Here is a 23,278-nt window from a genome sequence, read left to right on the forward strand (position 1 = left end):
TCGCATTTGGTTGCTGGCGGCTCGGTGGGTTAGTCTCTTCCGCGTCGCAAGGGCCTATAGCTCAGTTGGTTAGAGCGCATCCCTGATAAGGATGAGGTCGCTGGTTCAAGTCCAGCTAGGCCCACCGTCCGCGGTGGAAGGTGAGGAGGCTTCATGAAGGGCCGGTCGTTCCTGCTTGCCGCGGTTTTCTCATGCCTCGGGGCGGTGGGTTACGCCGCCTGGCTGAAGCTGGAGGCGGGCCGGGCTGAGCGGGCCGCCTGGGCGGAGGTCACCGACCCCGTCGCATGACCGGGGGCCATGGCGCAATTGGTAGCGCACCTGCTTTGCAAGCAGGGGGTTACGGGTTCGAGTCCCGTTGGCTCCACTCGCCGAGTTCGGTAGATATAACCATCGAGTTCGGCAGACGTTACTGCCGAGTTCGGTCGTCATTACCATCGAGTTCGGTAGATATGACGATCGAGTTCGGTTGCGGGGCTGGCGGGCCCGGGGGGAAGTGTCCAGATTCGGCACGAACGATGTTCCCCCGCCCGACGCCGCTCACCAGGTCCGCATGGTTCCAACGAATCTGAGGGCGTGCGCTGGGAGGGGCGAGGTGTTCGTGCCGTATCTGGACACTTTGGCTCCCAGGCGCCGGCTTTCCGTCCTGATGTGGTGAGCTGGCCAGGGCGTCTGGTTGCCGACTGGCCCCCTCGTGCGAGCGGCTGGGACATCTTTGGTGATGAACCTGGCCCGTGGCCCAGCCGGGCGCTTGGCCCGGCCCGGCCCACAGTCCGGCCCAGCCCGCAGCCCAGCCCGGCCGCTGCCAGGCTGGGCCTGGCTGTCGGCCATGCCGGCGATGTCCGCGGCCTAGGGCATCTTGACCGTTGACCTTGGGTGCGCCGGCGTCCAAGGCAACCCCACCGGCCCGAGTCAGCACCCCCGCACCCGGACCGTCTGGCTGCGGATGGACCACCTGGCTGCCGTTGGACCACCTGAAACGCACTCTCAGACGGTCCAACCGCAAAAGCGCGGTCCAAGTACGCGGCCAGCAGCCGGCCGGTCCCACACCCGCCTACTACACCCCTAAACCGGAAGAGCCGGGAAACATCGTTCGTGCCGAATCTGGACACTTCCCCCCGGGCCCGACAGCCCCGCAACCGAACTCGATCGTCATATCTACCGAACTCGGCAGTAACGTCGACCGAACTCGGCGAACACGGCCTCGAACACGAAGAGCCGGTTAACCTCTCAGATCATGCTTACCCCGACTTTGCCGCACCATACCAACCAAAACCCCAATCTTAAGCACCAAGCCAACGCCAAATGCTCGATACGGCGGGCCCCGCGCTGGTTCTGGCGGCGATCGGCGTTGGCGCCGCCACGGTTGCGGAGGTGACCCTGGAGGTGGAACGCACCGACGTCGGCCGCGACGGCGCACACACACAACAGGGTGAACGGCTGGGGCCCAGGTTGGTCCACAGGCGTCGTCTTCGGAGATACACAGGTGGGAAGCGGTTATGTCCCCACGCTGTGGATTACCTGTTTTTCAGCGTGAATACGCGCTTTCTGCCGGTTCATCCCCAGCTGTGCGCAACCCTGTGGAGAACCACATCGATGTATTTCCCCAGAGGTGTCCACAGGTGTGGAGGAATCACAGGGGTGTACTTCCCCAGATTCCGTAACCGTGGGAACGCATGTGGATACGGTGGGCGACTTGAGGGGTGGTCTGACGTACGAATTCGTCTCTAGACGCCGTGGGGCGCAATTCGTCCGCATGGCAATGCCGAGGAACGGCGTAAGACCCTAAGAGGTGCCGCCGGCCGGGGCTGCCTACTCAAGCCCGCAGCCGGACTGGCAGCCCACTGGGCGATGCAGTCAGACCAGGAGCGCGCGAACGGCTGCCAGAGCCACCAGGAACACCGCCACACCAACGGTCCCCCACACGCCGATCACGGTCTGTCGTTCACGTGGCGCCCAGGCGTAGATGGCGGATACCACGAGCCCGGTCAAGAAACCTCCCAGATGCCCCTGCCAGGAGATGTTCGCTCCCACCACGGAGATCACCAGGTTTATCACCAGTAAACCCACTATGGTCGAGGTGTCCCGGCCGAAGCGGCGCAGGATCACGAAGACCGCCGCGAACAGTCCTAAGATGGCGCCCGAGGCGCCCACGGTGCCGGCGTACCATGAGGCGAACGAAGCCGGTGAGGACAGCCAGTAGATCGCGGTGGATCCTCCCAGTGCGCTGAGCACGGCCAAAGCCAAGAAGCGCCAGCGCCCCAGCAGGGGCTCCAATGAATGACCCGACAGCCACAGCGCCCACATATTCATGGCCAGGTGTAGCGGTGATCCGTGCAACAAGGCCGTGGACAGGAAGCGCCAGGGCTGCGCCGCAGCCAATGCGGGAACGAAATCGAACCAGACGGTGACCACCGGGTACACCATCTGCAGCAGGTAGACGGCGACGCACACACCCATCAGGGTCTTGGTCACCAGGGCTCCGTCGGCCTTGGCGGTGCCGCCCAGTGTGGTGCGCACGCCGCGACGATTCGCACTGGCCTTGCGCGCACAGTCCACGCAGTGGATGCCGACGGCGCTGGGCACCTGACACTCCGGGCATGTCGGACGTGAGCAGCGCTGGCAGCGCACGTAGGCCACCCGTTCCGGATGACGCGGACACACCGGCGGTGCGCCGACCTGCGGGTCCGCCTCAGTCATGAAGCACTCCTACCACGCCTGGCCGCCCGAACCTGCTCACCGCCAGCTCACCGCCGCACGGTGACGGAGGTAATTACGACGTCGTCCAGGGGGCGGTCACGTGGATCGGTGGCCACCGCAGAGATGGCGTCAACCACCTTGCGGGAGGCCTCATCGGCTACGGCGCCGAAAATCGTGTGCTTGCCCTGCAACCACTCGGTGGGGGCGGTGGTGATGAAGAACTGCGAACCGTTGGTGCCCTTTCCCAGTCGTCGGCCGGCGTTGGCCATGGCCAAGACGTAAGGGGCGGTGAAGGTCAGGGAGGGGTCGATCTCATCATCGAATACGTAGCCGGGGCCCCCGGTGCCGGTGCCCAGGGGGTCGCCGCCCTGAATCATGAACCCGGGGATGACCCGGTGGAAGACGACGCCCTCATACAGGGGGGCGTTGGACTGCTCGCCTGTGCGCGGGTCGGTCCAGGTCTTCTCGCCGGTGGCCAGGCCAACGAAGTTCGAGACGGTCTCAGGCGCCTGGGCGGGGTATAGCTCGAGCCGAATGTCGCCGAGAGTGGTGTGGAGTGTCGCATCAATGGTCGCTTCCATGTTCGCCATGGTCCCACGTGTACCCCGGGTGATCCTGGGAGCCGGTGTTCACCCCAGGCAGAACACCCACGGGATGTGCGGTGGGAGCTGCATTACAGTGCCACCATTGGGTGAACAACCTCATCGTTCCGAGCAGGGAGACCGACATGGTTTGCAATTTCCGAGGCAAGAAGATCGAGCGCGATCAGACCCGTCTGGAGGCCGCCACGCTCGCGGACAGTATCGCCGCCCAGGCCGGGCGTGCCGTCGGCTGGGCGACGCCGCGTGTCAGCAGGGCGCGGGAGGAGTTCATCAAGGCAGCCAGGCAGGCGCAACTGCGCGCCCAGCCGGTCGTTGAGGAGGCGCGCACGCGGGTCGTTGAGGAGTATGTCCCCGCCGCCCAGCGCGCCGCCGAGGAGGCGCGCACGCGGGTTGTCGAGGAGTATGTCCCCGCCGCCCAGCGCGCCGCGATCGCCGCCCAGGAGGCCGTCAACACCGAGGGCACGCTGACCGAGCGCGCCCAGCGCGCCGCCCTCGCCGCAAAGCAGGCGGCACTGACCCCGGAGGTACCAGTGAAGAAGAAGCACCCTGTCCTCAAGACGTTCTGCTGGCTGGCCGTCGCCGGCTGCGCAGCGGGCGCCGCCTACGTCATCTGGCGTCGCAGCCAGCCGATCGAAGACCCGTGGGCCGAGGAGTACTGGGCCGATTCCACCGATGAACCGGTCGTCTCCGAGGCTCCGCAGGAGCCGGTCGATGCCCCCGCAGCACCGGCCGAGGAGCCCGCGGCCGAATAGGATCGCCCGGGCCGGGACCGGTCGGCCCCAACCGGTCGGCCCCATCGGAGCGGAATGATGCACGACGGCGCCCCACACCGTGGGATGCGAAGCGCCGTCGTGCATCCAACACCCTGCTGTGGGCCGGGTGTCTACGGTTGCGCGGCCGCACCGCACCGGGGACAGAAGAATGTGGCCCTGACCACGTCGGCATCGCTAGGCTGAGTGCATGAACAGAACCATCGCCGCACCCTGCCTGTCCCTGCGCCGGGGCACGGCGGGCAACGAGGTCGTGACCATGCCGCAGCTCGGCTTCGGCACGTATAAGGTGTCCGACGCCGAGGCCGAGCGCGCCGTCACCGCCGCCTTGGAGCTCGGCTACCGCCATATTGACACCGCGCAGATGTACGGAAACGAGGCCGGTGTCGGCCGGGCTCTGGCGGCCTGCGGCATTGCCCGCCAACAGCTATGGGTTACCTCTAAACTCAACAACCCCAACCATCGTCGTGATGACGCCCTGCGCAGTTTCGACGCCACCATGCGGGATCTGCAACTGGACGTCCTGGACCTGTTCTTAGTGCATTGGCCGCTCGCCGCCTCCCCGGGAATCGACCTGGTCGACACCTGGCGCACCATGATTGAGATCCTGGACTCCGGGCGGGTTCGCGCCATCGGGGTGTCGAACTATCAGAGCGAGCACCTGCACACGATCATTGACGCCACCGGGGTCACCCCCGCCGTCAACCAGATTGAACTGCATCCCTACCTGATTCAGCATCAGCTGCGGGCCGTAGACGAAAAACTCGGCATTGTCACCGAATCCTGGTCGCCGCTGGGCCGCGGACGGTTGCTGGATGACCCCGAAATCGGGAGGATCGCGGCCGAGCTGGAGGTGACCCCGGCGCAGGTCATTGTTCGCTGGCACCTGCAGCACGGCCTGGTCGTGATCCCCAAGAGCACACACCCCGAGCGCATGCGCGCCAACGCTGATGTCTTCGGATTCGAATTGACGACGGCGCAGATGGCGGCCCTTGACGCCCTGGACCGTGGCATGCGCACCGGCTCCCACCCTGATCTGGTGCAGGTCTGAGCCTGATCTGCAGCCGGCCATCCCATAGGCTAGGGTGCAGCAGGTGTGAATCGTGGGCCACTGTCGTGGCCCGGTGGCCAGTGAGGAGATGCGCGTGGCGCAGACGCAGGACAGCACGGACAGCAGCGTCGAGAAGACCGCCGGCAAAGCCAGGGCGAAGGATGAGTCCGGCAACAAGTCCAACAAGTCCAAAGACGGCAGCGGGGCCAAGAACAAGGCCCGGCGGTCACGGCCGGAACGCTCCGGGAACCCGGCCAAGCGCGCCGCCGCGGAGCGGGAGCGTATGGAGGAGTCTCGGGCCGCTGCCAACCGCGTGTCCCGTGTGCCCCGCAAAGTCAAGGAGAAGGGGTCGCCGCGCTGGTATGCGCCGGTGATGGTTGCCTTTCTGGTGACCGGCCTGCTGTGGGTGGTGGTCACCTACTTGTTCAAGGGCTCCTACCCGCTGCCGTACTTCGTGGAGAACCATGCCAGCGACTGGCTGGTCAACGGCAACCTGTATGTCGGCTTCATGATCATGCTGGTCGGCTTCCTCGGCCTGCTGCGCTGGAAGTAGCCGGTGCGAGTATGGCGGCGACGGTGGCCAGACACCAAGCGGCGCGACGTCGGGGACCCCGGCGCGTATTCGACGCGCTTTTGTTCGGCATCGGTGAACTATTGATCACCGCGGGGCTGGTAGTGGCCCTGTTCCTGACCTGGCAGCTGTGGTGGACCGGAATCGATGCCAATGCCAAGGCGGCGGAGGTGGCCACCGCCTTCACCGATACGCAGGTCGACTCCCCGAAGGTGGAGGGCACCAAGCACTACGATGATCCGCCTGAGGTGGCCCCCGTCGGCTACGGGGAGGTGATCGGCATGCTGGTGGTTCCCAAGTGGTACGGCGTGACCAACAACAATATGCCGGTCCTGGAGGGTATCGGCGCCGACGTGCTGGATCAGGCGGCCGCCGGGCACTACCCCGACACCCAGCAGCTGGGCGCCATCGGCAACTTCGCCATCGCCGGTCATCGCCGCACCAACGGCAATTCCTTCCGGCGCATTGACCTGCTGGAGGAGGGCGATGAGATCATCGTCGCCACCAAGGACACGTGGTACGTGTACACGGTCACCAGTCATGAGATTGTTGAACCCACCGACGTCGATGTGATTGCCCCCGTGCCCGGAGAGCCCGGCGTGGCCCCCACCGAGCGGATGCTCACAATGACCACCTGCCACTCCCTGACGGTTGGTGAATGGGGCAATGACCACCGGTGGATCACCTACGCCAAATTCACCTACTGGATGGAGCGCGCAGAGGGACGCCCCGCCTCGGTGCTGAACGATGAGGGGGTCAACTGATGTACGGGTGGATCTGGCGACACCTGCCCGGGCCGGTATGGCTGCGCGCCATTGAGGCCCTGATTCTGGCGGCCGGGGTGGTGCTGTTCCTTTTCGAGGTCGTCTTCCCCTGGGCCAACGAGATGTGGAACCTGTCCGGCGAGGCCACCGTCTAGCACTGTCTAATCCGGACACTTCCCCCGGCCCCCCGGCCTCACCAACCGAACTCGATGGTTATATCTACCGAACTCGGCGAAGACACCGTCAAACCGGAAGAGCTCCATCCTTAGGCCGAGGGGCCGAGGGCCTCTCGAGAGCCTCTGAAGGGCCTCTCGAGAGGCTATCCTCAGCCCTCGTCGTCGTTGTTGTTATCGTCTCCGTCCCCACCGTCGATCGGTCCGAAGGAATTGGGCGCCGTCGGCTGCTGGGTGGGTGCGGAGGTGGCCGGTGCCCGATAGGTGTAGTGGGTGATGGTCAGCGTCACCGACTGGCCGGTGTCGATCGAGGTGCCCTCGCCCGGGTCGACGGCGGTGACTATGTACTGATCGTCCAGCTCCTGCTCGGTGGTGGTCTCCTCCACCGTGGAGCTGTTGTAGTTCAGGCCCGCCGCGGTGATCGCCGACTGCGCCTCATCCCGGGTCAGGCCGACCACATTGGGCACCGTGGTCTTGCCGGAGGAGATCACCAGGGACACCGACGATCCGCGCTCCACCGGGGTTCCAGCCACCGGATCGGTGCGAATGACCGAGCCGGAGGGCACCGTGGTGGAGTCTTCGGTGGTCACATCGCCCACGCTCAGACCGGCCTCGGTTATTGCGGCGCGCGCATCGGCCTGGGACTGCCCGGACACATCAGGCACGTCCACCATGGCCGATCCGGAGGAGAAGTGCACGGTGACGGTCGATCCCAGCATTACCGAGGTGCCCTCGCCGGGGTCGGTGGACACCGCCAGGCCGGCGTCGACCGTGTCTGAGTTGACGTCCTCTCCCTTGGCGTATACCAGGCCCAGGTCCTCAATGGCGGATCGGGCTTCGGACTCGCTCAGGCCGGATACGGTCGGCACGGCCACCGCCGTGGCCGACGGCGTCGGCGTGGGCCGTGAAGGGCCTTCCAGCATCCCGGAGGCCCACAGACCCAGAAGGGTTCCCAGGGCGATCAGGGCGATGAGGATGAGCACCAACAGCCACCAGCGGCGACGGGGCTGCTCCTCCTCCTGCGGGCCGGCCTGCTCCTCCTCGGGGGAGGTGACCGCGGCGGACTCGCCCTCGGAGGCGAGTACGGTGGTGGCCGCCCAGGTGTCGGTGGCCGGTGCCGCCACATCCAGGCCACGGGCCGCGGCCAGCAGATCGGCGCGCATATGGGCTGCGTCCTGGTAGCGGTCGTCCCGGTTCTTGGCCAGTGCCTTGAGCACCACCCGGTCCAGGGAGTCGGGGATGTCCGCCGCAATGGACGACGGCGACTTCGGGATCTCCCGCACATGCTGATAGGCGATCGCTACCGCCGAGTCTCCGGTGAAGGGCGGTTGACCGGTGAGCAGCTCGTACAGCAGGCAGCCGGTGGAGTACAGGTCGCTACGGGCGTCAACCACCTCTCCGCGCGCCTGCTCCGGGGACAGGTACTGGGCGGTGCCGACGACGGCGTGAGTCTGAGTGACGGTGGCGGCCGAGTCCTCCACGGCCCGGGCGATGCCGAAGTCCATGACCTTCACGGCCCCGGCCTGGGTGAGCATGATATTGCCGGGCTTGATGTCACGGTGCACGATGCCGGCGCGGTGGGAGTACTCCAGGGCGTCCAGCACACCGGTGGTGATCTCCACGGCTTCGGCGATGGGCACGGCCTCCCCTTCGCCGAGCAGCTCACGCACGGTATGCCCCTCAACGTATTCCATGACGATGAAGGGGACCACGCGGCGGCTGCCGTCCGGCTGGGTCAACTCCTCCTCTCCGGAGTCGTACACGGCCACAATCGCCGGGTGGTTCAAAGCGGCTGCCGATGTGGCCTCCCGGCGGAAACGGGCCTGGAAGGTGGGATCGCCGGCGATGTCCGAGCGCAGCAGTTTAATGGCGACGATCCGGCTCAGACGCGTGTCATAGCCGAGGTGAACCTCCGCCATGCCGCCGCGGCCAATGAGCTCGCGGAGCTCATAGCGGCCAGCGAGCATCTGCTGAGGGGACTGAATCGTCACAGTGCCTCCTTCGAAGAGGTGGTGGACACGACCGCATGATCACGGGAGGCGCCCGGGTGCGCTGAGGTAAGGGTACCCGCCGCCACCAGTAGCATGAGCAGGATCAGGATGGCGACCACAATGCGAATGGTGCCTGCCGGCAGACCGAAGCGCTCGCGGCCGGAGGCGTGCCGGGTGGAGACCGACGTCGTGCCGGGCGCGGCGGGGCCGCTGCTGTGATCCACCGCCGGCATGGCGCGGGTGTCGGTCGGCGCGGCGGTCGCCTGCGGCGCGGCGGCGTCCTGGGGGCTGGGCTCGGTGGCGGTGCTGCGCTCCGCTTCGGCCTCGGTGCCCCCGGTGGTGCGACCGGTCGCCGCCCATCTGGGTCTTTGCTGCGGATCCCAGGATTCGGTGGGCAGGTTGACCACGATCCGGTCCAGGCGACGGGCCAGATCGCGCGCCGAGTGGGGACGATCCGTGGGCTTCTTGGCCAGCAGCTCCATCACCACTTCGCGCACCTCGGCCGGCAGGTGGTCGGGCATCGGTGGAACCGGTTGGTTGACGTGGGCGAAGGCGATATCCACCTGGGTGGAGCCGGTGAAGGGTCGGTGGCCCACCAGCGCCTCGTAGGCGATCACCCCCAGTGCATACAGGTCCCCCGACGGGGTGGCCATATTGCCCATCGCCTGCTCCGGAGCCAGGTACTGGGCCGTGCCCATCACCATGCCGGTGGCGGTCATGGGGCGCTGATTGACGCCCATGGAGATGCCGAAGTCCGTGAGCTTGGCCAGGCCCTCCCGGTTGATGAGGATATTGGACGGCTTGACATCCCGGTGCACCACGCCGGAGTCGTGGACCACCTGCAGGGCGCGGGCAACCTGCGCCAGGGTCGGCAGGATCTCATCGGGCTCCATGGTTCCCCGCTCGGTGAGGATGTCGGATAGGGCCCGGCCCTGCACCAGCTCCATGACGATCCAGCCGGATCCGCGGCGCTCACCGGAATCCAGGACGACGGCGAGATTGGGGTGCCGCAGGCCCCGGGAGTTCGCCGCCTCTGCGCGCAGCCGCGACAGGAAGATCTCATCCCCGGCCAGCTCGGGGCGCAGAATCTTCACGGCCACCGCCCGGCCGGAGCGCAGATCGGTGGCGCGCCACACCTCTCCCATGCCTCCCAGGGCGATGCGTTCAACGAGCTGGTAGCGGCCCTGCAGTTCAAGGCCGACGTCTGGTTTCACTGGTCCACCGCCGCGTCGATCACAGAGGCGGCAATAGGGCCGGCGACCGAACCGCCGGTGCCGGTGGTGGACGTCTGCTCACCGCCGTCGAGCACTACCGCCAGGGCGATCGTGGGCTTGTTGATGTCGGTGCCGGCGAATCCGACGAACCAGGTGACCGGGCCGCCTTCGGGTGAGCCCGTCTCCGCGGTGCCGGTTTTGCCGGCGACGGTTACACCGGCCACCTGCGCGGTGGTGCCCGTGCCGTCCGTGACTGCGGTCTGCATGAGCTCAGAGAGGGTATGGGCGATGTCGGAGTCGATCGGGGTGCGCGCGACCTTGGGAGTGGTGGTGCTGACGACGGAAAGATCAGAGTCGAGGGTCTGGGCAACCAGGTAGGGGGTCATCTGTTTGCCGTCATTGGCGATCGTGGCGGCCACGGAGGCCATCATCAGCGGCGTCACCCGCACGGAGGCCTGCCCGATACCGGCCATGGCGGTCTGTGCCTGGGAGTCGTTGGCCGGGTAGGTGGACGGGGTGACCGTTAGGGGAATGTCCAGGTCCTCGCCGAAGCCCCAGTTGGCGGCCTCGGTGGCCAGCTCCTCATCGCCCACATCCATGGCCAGTTGGGCGAAGGGGGTGTTGCAGGACTCGGCGAAGGCGAATGAGAGCGTAACGGTGCCGTTGCCGCAGGATTCACCCGCGTAGTTGGACAGGGCGTGGTTGGTTCCCGGCAGGGTGAGGGTGTCGGGGGCGCTGACCTTGGTTCCCACATTGGCCGTGCCGGTGCGCAGGGCTGCCGAGGTGGTCAGGATCTTGAAGGTGGAGCCAGGCGGATACAGGTCGCCGGCGATGGCCCGATTGGCCAGGGGCCTGGTGGTGTCGGCGTTGAGAGTGTCCCATGCGCTTTGGGCGGTGCCGCTGTCGTGGGATGCCAGCAGGTTGGGGTCATAGGAGGGGGAGGAGACCATGGCCAGGATCGCTCCCGAGGAGGGGTCCATGGCGACCACGCTGCCTTGGCGGCCACCCAGTGCGTCCCAGGCGGCCTGCTGTACCTGCGGGTCGATGGTCAGTTTGATGGCGCCGCCCTGCTGGTTTTCGCCGGTGATGAGAGATTTGATGCGGCTGGAGAACAGTGAGGGGTCCTCGCCGTTGAGCACGGAGTTAGCGGCCAGCTCCAGGCCGGTCATTGAGGAGAAGGCCGTGGAGAAGTAGCCGGTCAGGGGCGCATACAGCTGCCCGGCGGGGTAGGTGCGCTGGTAGGTGTAGGCGTCGTCGGAGGGCTCGGAGTCGGCGATCACCGTGTCCCCGGCCAGGATCTGGCCGCGATCGGTGCCGAACTGGGCGTAAACCATGCGGACGTTGCGTGCATCCGTGGTCAGTGTTCCCTGCCGGGAGGAGGACTCCCACAGGGCGGGGCGCGCTAGGCCCTGCACGCTGGTCAGGGACACCGCCAGCGCGAGGACCATCACCAGTACCAGGACTGTGATCTGGCGGATCTGCCGATTCATGCGCGGTCCTCCTCGCTTGCGGGTGGGCCGGGGGTGAAGGCGGGCGGGCCGGAGTCCTCGTCGTCGGCCTCCTGGATCTGTTTACGCAGGGAGCTGGGCAGGTCGGCGGTGTCGATGATGCGGGGGGCGGCCGTGGCGGGGCGGCGGGCGGCGTCGGATAGGCGCAGCAGCAGCGCCAGGATGATCCAGTTGGCGATCAGCGAGGAACCGCCGTAAGCGAGGAATGGGGTGGTCAGGCCGGTCAGTGGAATCAGTCGGGTGACCCCGCCGACCACCACGAACACCTGCAGGGCGATGGTGAAGGACAGTGCCGTGGCCAGCAGCTTGCCGAAGCCGTCGCGCAGGGCCAGGGCGGTGCGCAGTCCCCGCTGCACCAGGATCAGGTAGAGCATCAGGATGGCGAGCGTGCCCGTAAGGCCCAGCTCCTCGCCGAGGGAGGCGACGATGAAGTCGGAGTTGGCGAAGGTGGTCAGGTTCGGATAGCCCTGACCCCAGCCGGTGCCCATCAGTCCGCCGTAGGCCATGCCGAACAGCCCGGTAACCAGCTGCCAGGAGCCGCCCGGCATCTCATAGACGGAGACATCCATGGCGTTCAACCAGGCGGTGATGCGCTGTTGCACATGGGACAGGTGGGTGGCGGCGAACCATGCGGCCGGCAGGAATAGCATCGCCCCAATCACCAGCCAGCTGGGGCGGTCGGTGGCCACGTACAGGGTGACGATGAACAGTCCGAACAGCAGCACCGAGGAGCCCAGGTCGCGTTGTAGAACCAGCACTACGATGCTCACGCCCCAAACCACCAGCAGGGGCGCCAGGTGCCGGGCGCGCGGCAGGTTCATCCCCAGCACCCGTCTGCCCGCCAGGGCCAGGTTGTCGCGGTTGGACACCAGGTAGGAGGCGAAGAAGACCGCCAACGCCACCTTGGTCAGCTCCGCCGGCTGGAATGACATCGGCCCCAGGCGGATCCAGATGCGGGCGCCGTTGACCTCGGTGCCCAGCCCGGGCACGAAGGGCAGCACCAGGAAGGCCAGGCCGCCCCACATGGCCCAGTTGTCCCAGCGTCGTAGCAGCCGGTAGTCGCGCACCAGCAGCACCAGGCAGAACAGGATCACGCCCAGCGCCGTCCAGATCGTCTGCTTGGGGCCGTAGTCGTGGGTCTGCCCGAGGCGCTCGTAGGACATGTCCAGCCGGTGAATCATTGCCAGCCCAATGCCGTTGAGTGCCACCGCCGTCGGCAGCAGCACCGGATCGGCCCACGGGGCGGTGCGCCGCACCCACAGGTGCACCACCACGCATACGATCACCAGGGCGGCGGTCAGCTGCAGGGTCCGGGCCGGTGAGGAGCCGGTGCGGTTGACGGCGGTCAGGATGAAGGCCGCCAATCCGATGACCAGGGCTACCACGAGCAGACCGGCCTCAGCCCAGCGGCCCGTGCGGCGGGACGACGCCGAGGCCGGTACCGCTGCAGGACGAGAGGCGGAAGGGGTCATGCCGTTGACTCCTGTCGCCCGGGTTCAGGTTGGATTCCGCCCAGGGCGCGGGTGGATGTGGAGTCGACTTTCCCGGAGCCGGTGGTGGAGGGTGTGGGCGTGGGTGTGGGTGACCGCGACTCCGGTGCCGTCGGGGTCGGGGTTGGAGTCGGGGTGGCGGCGGGCTCGGGTTCGCCCACCAGGTTGTCCATCACCGTGGTGCGCACATACTCCCTGGCGGCGTCCAGGGAGGGCTGCTGTACCGTGCGCTCCAATTTGCTCAGAATCTGCTCATTGAGGTCGGTGACGGTGGGCTGCTCGTAGGTCTGGACCACGTGACTGAGCGACAGTGGGCCAATGGTCTGCGGGATGCCCTGGTAGATGACTACCTGGCCGTTCAGGGTGGTGACATAGTACTGGGACTGGGTCCACTGGTAGCCCAGGACGGCGGCCCCCAGCAGGGCCAGTACCAGGATCAGGGAGGCTATGGCCGAGCGCAGCCGGCGTTGGCGGCGCTTGGCGAACTGGGTGCGCGCCTGCGCGGCGACCGCGTCCTCCTCGGTGGTGTCGGTGGGGGCTGGTTCGGACTCCAGTGCCGCCACCAGGGCGGCGGCCTTGGCGGCCGGTGTGGTGGCTTCCACGGATTCGGCCGGATCGGGGGAGACAGGCGATTGCTGACCGGTGGCGGCCTGCCGCAGGCGGGCGCGCCGGTTGGCGGCGGAACCGACGATCTGCGTGTCTGTCTGTGGCTGCGGATCGTCTTCGACGACGTCGAATACCACCACGGTGACATTGTCGGGGCCGCCGGCACGCAGGGCCAGGTCGATGAGCTGGTCCCCCACCTGGCCGGGGTCCTCGACGTTGTTCAGCACCTCGCTGATTGTCTCGGCGGAGACCGGGCCGCTGAGCCCGTCGGAGCACAACAGCCAACGGTCGCCCGGCACCGCCTCGCGAATGGACTCGTCTAGCTGGACGTCGCCTTCGGCGTCGCCCAGTACCCGCAGCAGCACAGAGCGCTGCGGGTGGCGGCGGGCCTGATCGCGTGTGAGCCGGCCGGTCTCCACCAGGTACTCCACGAAGGTGTGGTCGGTGGTGACCTGGGTGAGTTCGCCGTCGCGCAGCAGGTAGGCGCGGGAGTCCCCCACATGCACCATGGCGAGCTTATTGCCGCTGCGCATGATGGCGATGCAGGTGGTTCCCAGGCCGGACAGGTCGGGGTTGTCGCCGGATAGGGAGACCAGGTCGGTGTGCGCCTCCTGCACGGCGTCGCGCAGCAGGTCCAGCAGTTCGCCGGCCTGGTGGGAGTCGGCGTCCAACGGAATCAGGTGCTCGACGGCGACGGCGGAGGCGATGTCTCCGCCGGCGGGTCCGCCCATACCGTCGCACAGCAGCATCAGGTGCGGACCGGCGTAACCGGAGTCCTGGTTCGAGGCGCGCACCAGGCCTACGTCACTCCTGGCCGCGTAGCGCAGGGAGATGGTCATGGGCGCAGCTCCAAGGTGGTTTGGCCGATTCGCACCGGCACGCCGACGGGCAGTTCAACGGCACCGTACACGGGCCGACCGGCGAGCGTGGTGCCATTCGTGGATGACAGGTCTTCCAGCCACCAGGAGCCGTCCTTGGGGAACACGCGTGCATGCCGGGAGGAGGCGTAGGAGTCGTTCAACACCAGCGTGCAGTTCTGGTCGCGGCCGATGGTGATGGAGGTGGGGGTAAGCGGCACCATGGAGCCGGCCAGCGGACCCTCGGTGATGATCAAGCGGGTGGGGCCACGGTTGCGCCCGGTCGGAGCGGGGCCGGAGTCGCGGGTGGAGCGTCGCCGGGTTGGGGTTGCGGAGACATCGGCTACATCGCGGCGTAGCGTGCGTACAACGAAGAACACGAACACCCACAGCAGGACCAGGAATCCCAGCCGGGCGATGGTGAAGGCGAGCTCACTCACCCGTTGGCCCCTGCACTCTGCGTGCCGTCCCAGAACATGATCCGGGTGCGTCCGATGGTGAGCGTGTTGCCGTCCAGGAGGGTGGCGGCGTCGACCCGGTGACCCTCCACGAAGGTGCCGTTGGTGGATCCCAGGTCTGTGGCGATCGCATGGCCCTGCGTGAGCCGGATCTCCAGGTGGCGGCGGGAGACACCGGAGTCGTCCACGATGATGTCGGCCTCGCTGCCGCGGCCCACGACGGTGACCGGGCCGGTGAGTAGGTAGCGCTGCCCGTCGATGTCCAGGATGGGGTGCGCGGGTGTGGCGGTGGCGGCGGCGGCCGGGGCCGCGGCACCACGGCGAGTGGAGGAGTCGATCTCTATGGTGGGTGGCGTCAGGGACTCATCGGGTATGAATGAGACGTCCACCGGGCCGACGAATGAGTAGCCCTGCTCGCCGGCGTGAGTGGTGGCGACCTCCTCCATCTGCCGGACCATTTCGTCCAGGCCCCAGGTGTTCAGGCGCTCGACGTCGCTGGGAGACAGGTGGATGCGGAAGATGTTGGGCACTACGGAGCGATCGCGTGCGAATGAGGCGGCGCGCTTATCCATCGTCTCACGCAGTTTTGAGGCGATCTCGATGGGCTCGACGTCATCGGAGAACCGGGACATGGCCCGATTGGCGACACTGCCGACGCCTTTCTCGAACTTGTCCAGGAGACCCATGGACTACCTCCCCGTGTGTTCTACAGCGGCCGCGACGTCGCCGCGGCCGTCCATGCGGCGGGCGGACGCCCGACGCGCGGCCTGATCCGGTCACGATACTGGGGTTGCCCGAAGGCCGAGAGCATATGGGCAGGAATCCAGACGTGACTACGGCCAATCGTAACGGCTGATACCCGCGCTGAGGGCAGGCCAGTACGACAACCGTGTTGCGATCGGGATGGTGGGAGGTGTGGGGGCGGGTGCGGCGTGGTCGGGAGTGCAGTCCAGGTGGCGGTGGGCGCACGATGCCGTTTCGATGCTTGGTGGCATGGAGGCTTGGTGACTCGGTAACCGGCGGCCGAGCGCGGGTGAGCTGTTTCACGGCTGTGGGCGGCCGTCGGGATTGGACGGGAGCGTCCGTGAGCCGATACGATCAGAGCACTTCGACGCGCGAGTGGCGGAATTGGTAGACGCGCACGGTTCAGGTCCGTGTGATCTTGCGATCATGGGGGTTCGAGTCCCCCCCCGCGCACCAGGGAGGGCCCGGACCGGTTCAACCGGCCCGGGCCCTTGTCATACTCAACCCCGCGTACCTCCAAAACGGGAGTTATCGGAGGTTATCGGCGCGAGCGTGGTGTTTAAGACCGGAGTGGTTTGTCGGGTGTGACGGATCGGGCGGAGCTGCGCTGGTGGGCAGTGTGTCGCGAGTCGGTGCGTCAACGGGCAGCTGGTGCCGGCAGGCCCTCCGCCCGCGCTGATCGTGTTCTGACACTCCGCATGTTCACCCGCGGATGCCAAGCACCGGTCCGGGTTAACCTCTCAGACCACGCTAGCTCCGACTTTGCCGCACTACACCAACCAAAACTCCGATCTTGAGCAACACGCTCACGCCGATAACTCTTCAAAACGCCTACGTGAGACGGATAGTCGTATGTCAGGTGACATCTGGGTGCTGGCCTCGCGCACTGGAAGTGATCCGTGCGTGGGTGCCGATGGCCGCGAGCATGCGGGCCAGCGCTGCCCCCACCCAGGCGCCAGCGCTGTTCTGAAGGACATTGGTGAATGATGGGCGGCGGTCCAGGTCGGGCAGTGCCCACTGCGCAAACTCAGCCCCCAGGCCTATGGCGCATCCCGCCACGGCCCACGCCCACCACGGCGCTCGTGGCCACCCCAGGGTGGCCAGGAATGTGAGCGGCGCGAGCATGATCAGGTTCAGCAACACATCCTTGCTGCGAAGCGTCAGGAACCACGGTCCCAGACCGTCTTTGAAGGCGGAAACCTCCGCCCCGGAGGGCCACAGCACGGCGACCAGTACGACGCCGAAGTAGAGCGCGGCCAGGGCGCGGGCGGCGCTGCTTGTCCTTGTTACGCCACCAGGCACGGCGTGGCGTTCGATATCGGCGGGGCCCAGGGGCTCTTCAGGGGCGGGCACGGCGGAATCCTCGGTTAGCGAAGCCGGCGACGTCGTCGAGGGGAAGCGTGGTTGGGACGGGGTTAGTCGCGTCGGTCACGTGGCGGATCGTAGTGGCGGTGGGCGGGACTGGATGTGAGTGTCGCGATGCAAGGAGGCAACGCGGTCTAGTTACCCCGGACTCCTGGAGGCGGACTGCGTTCTCCTGAGAAGCGCACCCTTCGCAATTGAGGCGGGTCCCCCGGGCGCGTCCGCTGATCGACGAGGTTGACTACTCACACCGTCAAGGGGCTCCGCGTATTTGGCGCTGTGGTGCCGGAGGTCGTCATCTCGCGGCGTGGCGAAGGCGATGGAGTGGGTGGGCTACGCGTTCGGGCTTGGGCCCGACGGTCCCGCGGACCCGACAGTGAATCCATCCATTGCGCCCTATAGCTGCCTGCTGCGCCACTGCGTAATTCAAGCCTTCAACCGGCGTAGAAGACACTGCAGCGCAGTACGGGCCTTCGGTCCGCTCTTGCGCAGACGGCTGTGGCCGAAAGGCACCAGGGCCAGGGTCAAGGTTGACGCCGTCCCCGAACTCCAGGGCGCCAAGCGCCTCAGTGCACCTGGAGGTGCGAGGTGCTTTCTGACTCGCGCGGCAAGATGCGCCACACCGACGGCTACATGTCTTAATGCACCTGGAGGTGCGAGGTGCTTCCTGACTTGCCGCCGCCGTGGCAAACGTCCTGCCGCCCGCGTCTCAATGCACCTGGAGGTGCGAGGTGCTTCCTGACGCTTTCACTGAACCGGCAGTAATCCGGGACAAGACGTCTCAATGCACCTGGAGGTGCGAGGTGCTTCCTGACGTTCTCCGACCGGCAGTCCGAGATCAGTCTCGCCGGTCTCAATGCACCTGGAGGTGCGAGGTGCTTCCTGACACGTCGAGTACCAAGCTTGCGTAGAGGCGCGGGACGTCTCAATGCACCTGGAGGTGCGAGGTGCTTCCTGACTTTTTTGACGTCGAAGCTACTATCTACCAGATGGCGCGTCTCAATGCACCTGGAGGTGCGAGGTGCTTCCTGACCCCTGCCTCTGGAAACCGCGTCATTCCGCCACTTCCAGAGGCCAGATCGCCACCGACCCCGCAAGCACCCCACGGAACCGACTGGCACCAGGGCAAAACTACCACCTTTCGTTGAAAACAAGCCAAGCGCCACCGACACCCCCTTGGACCCCTCCAGCCACCAACTTTCAACGAAGTCATGCGGAAAAGTCGGGGTCAAAACGCACCAAACTTTGTACCGTAGACCAAATCGCAACCTCACCGCCACACCCCACCAACCACGCGCGCCCCACCAGCACCACGCGCCACACACCCGGACACCACCCACCTACACCCAGCCAACACCACCGACCACCCGGACACTGAACTGCACCCAACCAGCACCACCGACCACCAACGCCCCTGGCAAGCACCACCTCGAACACCCACCAACCCCGCCGGGACCTCTACTACGCCACTTCACCGTTGAGTACGCCACTTAGGACTCTGCTGAACGGTCCAGAGCCCTTCAACAAACACCTAAGTGGCGTAGTAGAGCCCGAACCGGAGTAGTAAACCCACCGACCCCGGCCCCGGCCCCAACACGGCTCTTCCAGTTGGAGGGTGCCGGCGGTGGTGTGTGTGGACCCAGGCGGCTACCGGCCGCGTACTTGGACCGCGTTACTGCGCATGGACCGCGCTTTTGCGGTTGGACCGTCTGAGAGTGCGTTTCAGGTGGTCCAACGGCAGCCAGAGGGTCCATCCGCAGCCAGGCGGTCCAACGGCAGCCAGACGGTCCAACCGCAGCTGGGTGGTCCAACGGCAGCTGGGTGGTCCGGGTGCGGGGGCGCTGATTCAGACCGGTGCGGTTGCCCTGGACGCCGGCGCACCCGCGGTCAACAGTCAAGATGCCGCAGGCCGCGAACGTGGTCAGCAGCTGGCCCGGCCGAGCCGCGCGCCTGACCGAGCCGCGCGCCTGGCCGAGCCGCGTGCCCGGCTGATCTGCGCGCCCGGCTGGGCCGCGGGCCAGGTTCATCGCCAAAGGTGTCCCAGCCGATCTGACAAGGGGGCCGGCCGGCAACCAGACGCCCTGGCCTGCCTATCACACCAGGGCGGAAGGCAGGAGCCTGGGAGTCAAAGTGTCCAGGTTCGGCACAAACACCCCACCCCTCCCAGCACACACCCTCAAATTCATTAGAACCATGCGGCTGTAGTGGGCGGCGCCGGGCGGGAGATCCTTCTTTGTGCCGATTCTGGACACTTCCCCCGGGTCCGCCAGCCCCACCAACCGAACTCGATCGTCATATCTACCGAACTCGATGGTTATTTCGACCGAACTCGGCGAGCACGGGTCAAACTGGAAGAGCCGGCAGACCACAAACGCGCATAGCGGCAGAACTACACATCCGAACCACAAACACGAAGAGCCCCTTAACCTGGCCCCGTGCCAGACTTCCTCGCCTCCGCCGTTGACGTGCTCGCCTCCGCGCCGATCCTGACCGTCTTCCTGGTGATCGGGGTGGGCACCGCCGTCGGGCAGATCCCCTTCGGACCGATCCGCTTCGGGGCTGCCGGGGCACTGTTCGTAGGCCTGGCCGTCGGCGCCCTGGACCCGCGCCTGGGGGAGAACCTCACCCTGCTGCGCAGCCTGGGCCTGGGGCTGTTCTGCTACACCGTCGGCATCGGCGCCGGCAACACCTTCTTCCGCAACCTGCGCCGACACCTGCCCCTCATGGCCCTATGCGTGCTGGCGCTCGTGCTCGCCGGGGGCGCCGGGGCGGTGTACGCCCACCTGACCGGCATCAGCCCGGCCATGGACGCCGGCGCCTACGCGGGCGCCCTGACCAGTCCGGTGCTGGACTCCGCAATCGAGGCCGCCGGCAACCAGGAACCCGCCGTCGGCTACGCCCTGGCCTACCCGGTCGGCGTCGCCGTCGCCATCCTCATCGTCGCCCTGGTCATTGGCCGCGAGTGGCCGGGCCGGCGCGATCCCCGGCCGGCGTCGGCCGATGGCCTGGCCGCCACCAGCGTGCTGCTGCTGCGCACCGTCGCCCTGAGCGAGCTGGAGGCCTTCCAACGCAACCGCATCCGCATCTCCTACCTGGAGCGTGACGGCGCCACGCGGGTGATCTCCCCCGATGAGGAACTGCTGCCGGGGGACAAGGTGGTTATTGTCGGCGCCCCGGCGGCCCTCGAGGACGCCATTCATGAGCTCGGCACCGGGTATGACCGTTGCCTGGCCAAGGACCGCACCGTCGTCGACTACCGGCGCCTGACCGTCTCCTCCACCCGTGTGGCCGGGCGCACCATCGGCGAGCTGGACATGCACGGCCGCTTCCAGGGTGTCATCACCCGGGTGCGCCGCGGTGACCTGGACCTGCTCGCCAACGACGACCTGGTGCTCGAACTCGGCGACCGGGTGCTGGCCGTGGTCCCCTCCGGGGATCTGGAGCGGGCCGCCGATTACTTCGGCGACTCGGAGAAGTCCATCGCCCAGATTGACGCCTTCTCCGTAGGGGTCGGCATGGCACTGGGGGCGCTGGCCGGGCTCGCTGCGATCCCGCTGCCTGGCGGCATCACCCTGCGGCTGGGGGTGGCGGCGGGGCCGCTTGTAGTCGGCATGGTGCTGGGCCGCCTGGGTCGCACCGGCCCATTCATCTGGCAGCTGCCCCACGCCGCCAACTCCACCATCCGCCAGCTGGGCCTGCTGTTCTTCCTGGCCGCGATCGGCCTGGCCTCCGGTCAGGACTTCGCCGCCTCCGCATTCTCGACGACGGGCCTGGCGGTGGGTGGCCTGGCCGCGCTCATCGTGGCGGTGAGCGCGGCGGTGCTGCTGACCGGCGCCCGCCGGGTGGGCCTGAGCGCACCCCGCGCCGCCGGCGGTCTGGCGGGGCTCGTGGGCCAGCCCGCCATCCTCGCCTTCGCCCTGTCCAAACGCGACGATGAACGGGTGGAGGCCGGCTATGCGACCCTGTTCGCGCTGGCGATCATCGTCAAGATCGTCATGGTGCAGGTGCTGGTGGTGGTGTAGCGGCCAATCGGGCCGGCGACCCGGGCCGGCGCCGCCCGGTGCCGCCGGGATCACGGCGCCTCAGGCCAGCGCCGACAGCACCACCGCCGCGGAGCGGGCCGCCGCCTCCTCAGCGCCAATGTGGAAATCCTGACCCGCTTCCGGCCCGCACAGGTCTGAAACACCGCGGATTGAAGCGAAGGGAATCCCGGCGGCATGCGCCACCTGCGCCAGGGCGGTGGACTCCATGTCCGTGCTGATCGCCTGCGGGAAGCGCTCGCGGGTGTCCTTCACATTCGCGGCGGTGACGAAGGAGCCGCCCGCGAGCATCTGGCCCGCATGGATGCGGGCCGTACCCGACGCGGGCGTGGCGGCACGCAGGGCGCCTAAGACCGCCCCGGCACGTGCCACCAGGCCCGGATCGCCCGCGAAGGTGGCGGGCTGCCCCGGAGTCTGACCCGGGGCGTAACCGAAGGCGGTGGCGTCCACATCCATGTAGGCCAGGTCGGTGGACACGCACACGTCCCCCACCTCAACTTCCCGTCCCAGGCCGCCGGTGGTGCCGGCAGAGACGATGATCTGTGGATCCGCCTGCGTGAGCACAGTCGCCAGCGCGCTCGCGGATGCCACCAACCCGATGCCCGAACGCACCAGTAGCAGCTCGCGGCCCCCGCTCAGGGTCAACGGCCAGGCCTCGGCCCCTCCGGGTAGTTCCAGCGGGAGTGCGCCCTCGGACCGGGGCAGGTGTTCCAAGAAGGGCCGGGCCTCCTCCGGCATCGCCACCACGACCACGGCGGCCACCCGCCGCCGGACCGAATCCCCCGCATGACTCAGATTCGCGCTCATGCCCCGAGCTTAGGCTCCTGATCGGGCCAGTAGCCCAGGCGCTGCGCGATGGGACGGACCAACTTGTCAACCATGCCCGCAGGCCGGTCAATGTCAAAGTGGTCACCGATGGACACTGCCGGTTATGGGATCGCGGCCAGGTGGACTTAGGGCCCAGTGCGGAAGCACTCAGGCGAATACGGTGTCCCACTGGTCGCGCCGGGCCAGGAAGCCTCGCACCGCCTCCTGGGCGTCCTCCAGGGAGTGATTAGCGCCCCAGCCGCACTGCACCTCATTGGCCGCGGGAACCTCAGTGGCATTGAGGATGTCCCGGAAGGTCGCCTCCAACAGCGGCAGGAAGTCCTCCGGCTCCAGGCCCAGCGTCAGCGCGTAAAAGCCTGTCTGGCAGCCCATCGGCCCCCAGTCGATGAGCCGGTCGGTGTGATTGCGCATGAGCTCGGCGGTCAGGTGCTCAATCGAGTGCACAGTCGGCATTTCCAGATGTTCCCGGTTGGGCTGGCACAAGCGCACGTCGTACTTGACCAGTTCGTCGCCGCCGGGCAGTCGCTTGCGGTCCGCGATGCGCACAAAGGGCGCAACCACCCTGGTGTGGTCAAGGTTGAAGGACTCTACGTTCATGCGCTGCCTGTCCATGTCTTCACCCTAGCCGCATTTGGGGCCAGAATGGCTGTATGAGCACACCTCTGGCCCGCATCGTCGCCGGCCCCGCCACCGCCCCGACCCTCGTTCTGCTTCACGGCATCACCGGTTCCGCCGTCTCCCAGGCGGAGGCAATCGATCACTGGGTCGGCCGCGGCTACCGCGTCATCGCCGCCGACGCCCGCGGCCACGGCCTGTCCCCACGCTGGACACAGGCGGAACTGACCCGTGCCGGAGAAGTGCTCGTACAGGACGTGATCGACCTCCTGGAGGAAATGCGGTCCGGCCGCCCTGTTGCGCGCGATCGAGCCGAGATTCCCTCAGGGGGACAGGCGGTCCCCGCCGACGGTGTCGACTCGTATCGCCCGGTGGTCGTGGGCCACTCCATGGGAGCGGCCACTGCCATGGTTGTGGCGGTGCGACGCCCGGAGTTGCTTGCGGGCCTCGTGTTGTTGGATCCAGCCCGCTATGGCACTCGCAGCCCCGAGGAGTTGCGCGCCCGCGGCGCCGCCCGCAAACGTGCCCGTGATGCCGAGCTCGCCAACCTTCCCGATGCGGTGGCCCGTGCCCTGGCTGATCCGGACATGCCCGCGGGCGAGGCCATCGCCGGTGTGTGGGCGAGCCAGCGGGTCGACACGGCACTGCTGGACACCGGCGTGGTCGCCCCGCCGGTGCCGTGGGAGGAAGCGATGGCCGCACTGCGAGTGCCTACGCTCCTGGTCACCGGAGACCGTCCCGGCTCGGCCCGTGTAGGTCCCGCCGGCCTGGACGTGCTTGCCCGCATCGCCAACCCGCATGTGGCCACCGCCCTGGTGCCGGGCGCGGGACATGATGTGCGGCGCACCCGCCCCGAAGGGTTCTGGGCGGCCGTGGACCTCTGGCTCAATCGGCTACTGGTTTGATGCCGTATCCGCGGCGCTCGCGCCCTACATCA

20 protein-coding genes, 3 tRNA genes and 1 CRISPR repeat array are annotated in these 23,278 nt (G+C 67.3%); of the genes, 11 read left to right on the forward strand and 12 right to left on the reverse strand.

Annotated features, from left to right (window positions below):
• Window positions 1-50 precede the first annotated feature (50 nt).
• From CWT10_RS00055 to CWT10_RS00060, 3 genes are all read left to right on the forward strand, one after another.
• Window positions 51-124 (forward strand) — tRNA-Ile (locus tag CWT10_RS00055).
• Window positions 125-153: 29 nt separating this feature from the next.
• Window positions 154-288: a DLW-39 family protein gene (locus CWT10_RS16980; RefSeq protein ID WP_218937322.1), complete on the forward strand. Its 135-nt coding sequence runs from the start codon at window positions 154-156 to the stop codon at window positions 286-288.
• Window positions 289-291: 3 nt separating this feature from the next.
• Window positions 292-364: transfer RNA gene (locus CWT10_RS00060), tRNA-Ala, on the forward strand.
• A 1,490-nt stretch (window positions 365-1,854) separates the two neighbouring features.
• Here CWT10_RS00060 and CWT10_RS00065 read toward each other — a convergent pair.
• Both CWT10_RS00065 and CWT10_RS00070 read right to left on the reverse strand, forming a co-directional pair.
• On the reverse strand, window positions 1,855-2,697 hold the full coding sequence (locus tag CWT10_RS00065) for a rhomboid family intramembrane serine protease (RefSeq protein ID WP_103063234.1): 843 nt from the start codon (window positions 2,695-2,697) through the stop codon (window positions 1,855-1,857).
• Window positions 2,698-2,744: 47 nt separating this feature from the next.
• Window positions 2,745-3,266: a peptidylprolyl isomerase gene (locus CWT10_RS00070; protein ID WP_103063302.1), complete on the reverse strand. Its 522-nt coding sequence runs from the start codon at window positions 3,264-3,266 to the stop codon at window positions 2,745-2,747.
• A 158-nt stretch (window positions 3,267-3,424) separates the two neighbouring features.
• Between CWT10_RS00070 and CWT10_RS00075 the strand changes: the two genes are divergently transcribed.
• The 5 genes from CWT10_RS00075 to CWT10_RS16675 all read left to right on the forward strand — a co-directional run bounded on the left by CWT10_RS00075 (window position 3,425) and on the right by CWT10_RS16675 (window position 6,610).
• A complete protein-coding gene (locus CWT10_RS00075) occupies window positions 3,425-4,051 on the forward strand; it encodes a hypothetical protein (RefSeq protein ID WP_103063235.1) in 627 nt (208 codons plus the stop codon).
• A gap of 208 nt (window positions 4,052-4,259) precedes the next feature.
• Window positions 4,260-5,120, forward strand: coding sequence for an aldo/keto reductase (locus CWT10_RS00080; RefSeq protein ID WP_103063236.1), 861 nt, complete (start codon window positions 4,260-4,262; stop codon window positions 5,118-5,120).
• An 88-nt stretch (window positions 5,121-5,208) separates the two neighbouring features.
• On the forward strand, window positions 5,209-5,673 hold the full coding sequence (locus tag CWT10_RS00085) for a cell division protein CrgA (RefSeq protein WP_103063237.1): 465 nt from the start codon (window positions 5,209-5,211) through the stop codon (window positions 5,671-5,673).
• Between the two features lie 11 nt (window positions 5,674-5,684).
• The gene (locus CWT10_RS00090) at window positions 5,685-6,455 is read left to right on the forward strand and encodes a class E sortase (protein WP_103063238.1); all 771 of its coding nucleotides are present in this window, start codon (window positions 5,685-5,687) and stop codon (window positions 6,453-6,455) included.
• Window positions 6,455-6,610: a hypothetical protein gene (locus CWT10_RS16675; protein ID WP_168190738.1), complete on the forward strand. Its 156-nt coding sequence runs from the start codon at window positions 6,455-6,457 to the stop codon at window positions 6,608-6,610. Before CWT10_RS00090 ends, CWT10_RS16675 begins: the two co-directional genes overlap by 1 nt.
• A gap of 170 nt (window positions 6,611-6,780) precedes the next feature.
• Here CWT10_RS16675 and pknB read toward each other — a convergent pair whose 3' ends face one another.
• The 7 genes from pknB to CWT10_RS00125 are packed head-to-tail and all read right to left on the reverse strand — an operon-like array spanning window position 6,781 to window position 15,438.
• Window positions 6,781-8,595: a Stk1 family PASTA domain-containing Ser/Thr kinase gene (pknB, locus tag CWT10_RS00095; protein WP_199176347.1), complete on the reverse strand. Its 1,815-nt coding sequence runs from the start codon at window positions 8,593-8,595 to the stop codon at window positions 6,781-6,783.
• 20 nt (window positions 8,596-8,615) lie between these two features.
• Window positions 8,616-9,833 carry a serine/threonine-protein kinase gene (locus CWT10_RS00100; RefSeq protein WP_103063240.1) on the reverse strand — a complete coding sequence of 406 codons (1,218 nt, stop codon included), beginning with the start codon at window positions 9,831-9,833 and terminating at the stop codon, window positions 8,616-8,618.
• On the reverse strand, window positions 9,830-11,323 hold the full coding sequence (locus CWT10_RS00105) for a peptidoglycan D,D-transpeptidase FtsI family protein (RefSeq protein WP_103063241.1): 1,494 nt from the start codon (window positions 11,321-11,323) through the stop codon (window positions 9,830-9,832). Before CWT10_RS00105 ends, CWT10_RS00100 begins: the two co-directional genes overlap by 4 nt.
• On the reverse strand, window positions 11,320-12,813 hold the full coding sequence (locus CWT10_RS00110; protein ID WP_103063242.1) for an FtsW/RodA/SpoVE family cell cycle protein: 1,494 nt from the start codon (window positions 12,811-12,813) through the stop codon (window positions 11,320-11,322). Before CWT10_RS00110 ends, CWT10_RS00105 begins: the two co-directional genes overlap by 4 nt.
• Window positions 12,810-14,276 (reverse strand): PP2C family protein-serine/threonine phosphatase, encoded by a 1,467-nt coding sequence (locus CWT10_RS00115; protein WP_103063243.1) that lies wholly within the window; start codon window positions 14,274-14,276, stop codon window positions 12,810-12,812. The genes CWT10_RS00110 and CWT10_RS00115 overlap by 4 nt, the downstream gene beginning before the upstream one ends.
• Window positions 14,273-14,734, reverse strand: a complete 462-nt coding sequence (locus CWT10_RS00120) for an FHA domain-containing protein FhaB/FipA (protein ID WP_103063244.1) — start codon at window positions 14,732-14,734, stop codon at window positions 14,273-14,275. Before CWT10_RS00120 ends, CWT10_RS00115 begins: the two co-directional genes overlap by 4 nt.
• A complete protein-coding gene (locus tag CWT10_RS00125; RefSeq protein WP_103063245.1) occupies window positions 14,731-15,438 on the reverse strand; it encodes an FHA domain-containing protein in 708 nt (235 codons plus the stop codon). Before CWT10_RS00125 ends, CWT10_RS00120 begins: the two co-directional genes overlap by 4 nt.
• Window positions 15,439-15,865: 427 nt before the next feature.
• On the opposite strand from CWT10_RS00125, the gene CWT10_RS00130 reads away from it, so the two are divergent.
• Window positions 15,866-15,952 (forward strand) — tRNA-Leu (locus CWT10_RS00130).
• Window positions 15,953-16,351: 399 nt separating this feature from the next.
• On the opposite strand, the gene CWT10_RS00135 is transcribed toward CWT10_RS00130, so the two are convergent.
• The gene (locus tag CWT10_RS00135) at window positions 16,352-16,849 is read right to left on the reverse strand and encodes a VanZ family protein (protein WP_233188170.1); all 498 of its coding nucleotides are present in this window, start codon (window positions 16,847-16,849) and stop codon (window positions 16,352-16,354) included.
• 572 nt (window positions 16,850-17,421) lie between these two features.
• A CRISPR array of direct repeats spans window positions 17,422-17,891; the repeat unit is 37 nt; unit sequence GTCTCAATGCACCTGGAGGTGCGAGGTGCTTCCTGAC.
• 1,402 nt (window positions 17,892-19,293) lie between these two features.
• On the opposite strand from CWT10_RS00135, the gene CWT10_RS00140 reads away from it, so the two are divergent.
• Complete coding sequence (locus CWT10_RS00140) at window positions 19,294-20,880, forward strand: aspartate:alanine exchanger family transporter (protein WP_103062883.1); 1,587 nt, start codon at window positions 19,294-19,296, stop codon at window positions 20,878-20,880.
• A gap of 60 nt (window positions 20,881-20,940) precedes the next feature.
• Here CWT10_RS00140 and mtnN read toward each other — a convergent pair whose 3' ends face one another.
• Window positions 20,941-21,705: a 5'-methylthioadenosine/S-adenosylhomocysteine nucleosidase gene (gene mtnN, locus CWT10_RS00145; protein ID WP_233188118.1), complete on the reverse strand. Its 765-nt coding sequence runs from the start codon at window positions 21,703-21,705 to the stop codon at window positions 20,941-20,943.
• A 168-nt stretch (window positions 21,706-21,873) separates the two neighbouring features.
• Entirely contained in the window at window positions 21,874-22,338 is a 465-nt protein-coding gene (locus CWT10_RS00150) for an S-ribosylhomocysteine lyase (RefSeq protein WP_103062884.1), read from the reverse strand.
• 38 nt (window positions 22,339-22,376) lie between these two features.
• On the opposite strand from CWT10_RS00150, the gene CWT10_RS00155 reads away from it, so the two are divergent.
• On the forward strand, window positions 22,377-23,246 hold the full coding sequence (locus CWT10_RS00155; RefSeq protein WP_103062885.1) for an alpha/beta fold hydrolase: 870 nt from the start codon (window positions 22,377-22,379) through the stop codon (window positions 23,244-23,246).
• Window positions 23,247-23,278 lie beyond the last annotated feature (32 nt).

The organism is Actinomyces qiguomingii (genome assembly GCF_004102025.1).
Lineage (GTDB): Bacteria > Actinomycetota > Actinomycetes > Actinomycetales > Actinomycetaceae > Actinomyces > Actinomyces qiguomingii.

Excerpts from the sequence above, each read along its gene's own strand:
- CWT10_RS16980 (WP_218937322.1), top strand. The coding sequence starts at position 154 with ATGAAGGGCCGGTCGTTCCTGCTTGCCGCGGTTTTCTCATGCCTCGGG.
- CWT10_RS00065 (WP_103063234.1), bottom strand. The coding sequence starts at position 2,697 with ATGACTGAGGCGGACCCGCAGGTCGGCGCACCGCCGGTGTGTCCGCGT.
- CWT10_RS00075 (WP_103063235.1), top strand. The coding sequence starts at position 3,425 with ATGGTTTGCAATTTCCGAGGCAAGAAGATCGAGCGCGATCAGACCCGT.
- CWT10_RS00080 (WP_103063236.1), top strand. The coding sequence starts at position 4,260 with ATGAACAGAACCATCGCCGCACCCTGCCTGTCCCTGCGCCGGGGCACG.
- CWT10_RS00085 (WP_103063237.1), top strand. The coding sequence starts at position 5,209 with ATGCGCGTGGCGCAGACGCAGGACAGCACGGACAGCAGCGTCGAGAAG.
- CWT10_RS00090 (WP_103063238.1), top strand. The coding sequence starts at position 5,685 with ATGGCGGCGACGGTGGCCAGACACCAAGCGGCGCGACGTCGGGGACCC.
- CWT10_RS16675 (WP_168190738.1), top strand. The coding sequence starts at position 6,455 with ATGTACGGGTGGATCTGGCGACACCTGCCCGGGCCGGTATGGCTGCGC.
- pknB (WP_199176347.1), bottom strand. The coding sequence starts at position 8,595 with ATGCTCGCTGGCCGCTATGAGCTCCGCGAGCTCATTGGCCGCGGCGGC.
- CWT10_RS00105 (WP_103063241.1), bottom strand. The coding sequence starts at position 11,323 with ATGAATCGGCAGATCCGCCAGATCACAGTCCTGGTACTGGTGATGGTC.
- CWT10_RS00110 (WP_103063242.1), bottom strand. The coding sequence starts at position 12,813 with ATGACCCCTTCCGCCTCTCGTCCTGCAGCGGTACCGGCCTCGGCGTCG.
- CWT10_RS00115 (WP_103063243.1), bottom strand. The coding sequence starts at position 14,276 with ATGACCATCTCCCTGCGCTACGCGGCCAGGAGTGACGTAGGCCTGGTG.
- CWT10_RS00125 (WP_103063245.1), bottom strand. The coding sequence starts at position 15,438 with ATGGGTCTCCTGGACAAGTTCGAGAAAGGCGTCGGCAGTGTCGCCAAT.
- mtnN (WP_233188118.1), bottom strand. The coding sequence starts at position 21,705 with ATGAGCGCGAATCTGAGTCATGCGGGGGATTCGGTCCGGCGGCGGGTG.
- CWT10_RS00150 (WP_103062884.1), bottom strand. The coding sequence starts at position 22,338 with ATGGACAGGCAGCGCATGAACGTAGAGTCCTTCAACCTTGACCACACC.
- CWT10_RS00155 (WP_103062885.1), top strand. The coding sequence starts at position 22,377 with ATGAGCACACCTCTGGCCCGCATCGTCGCCGGCCCCGCCACCGCCCCG.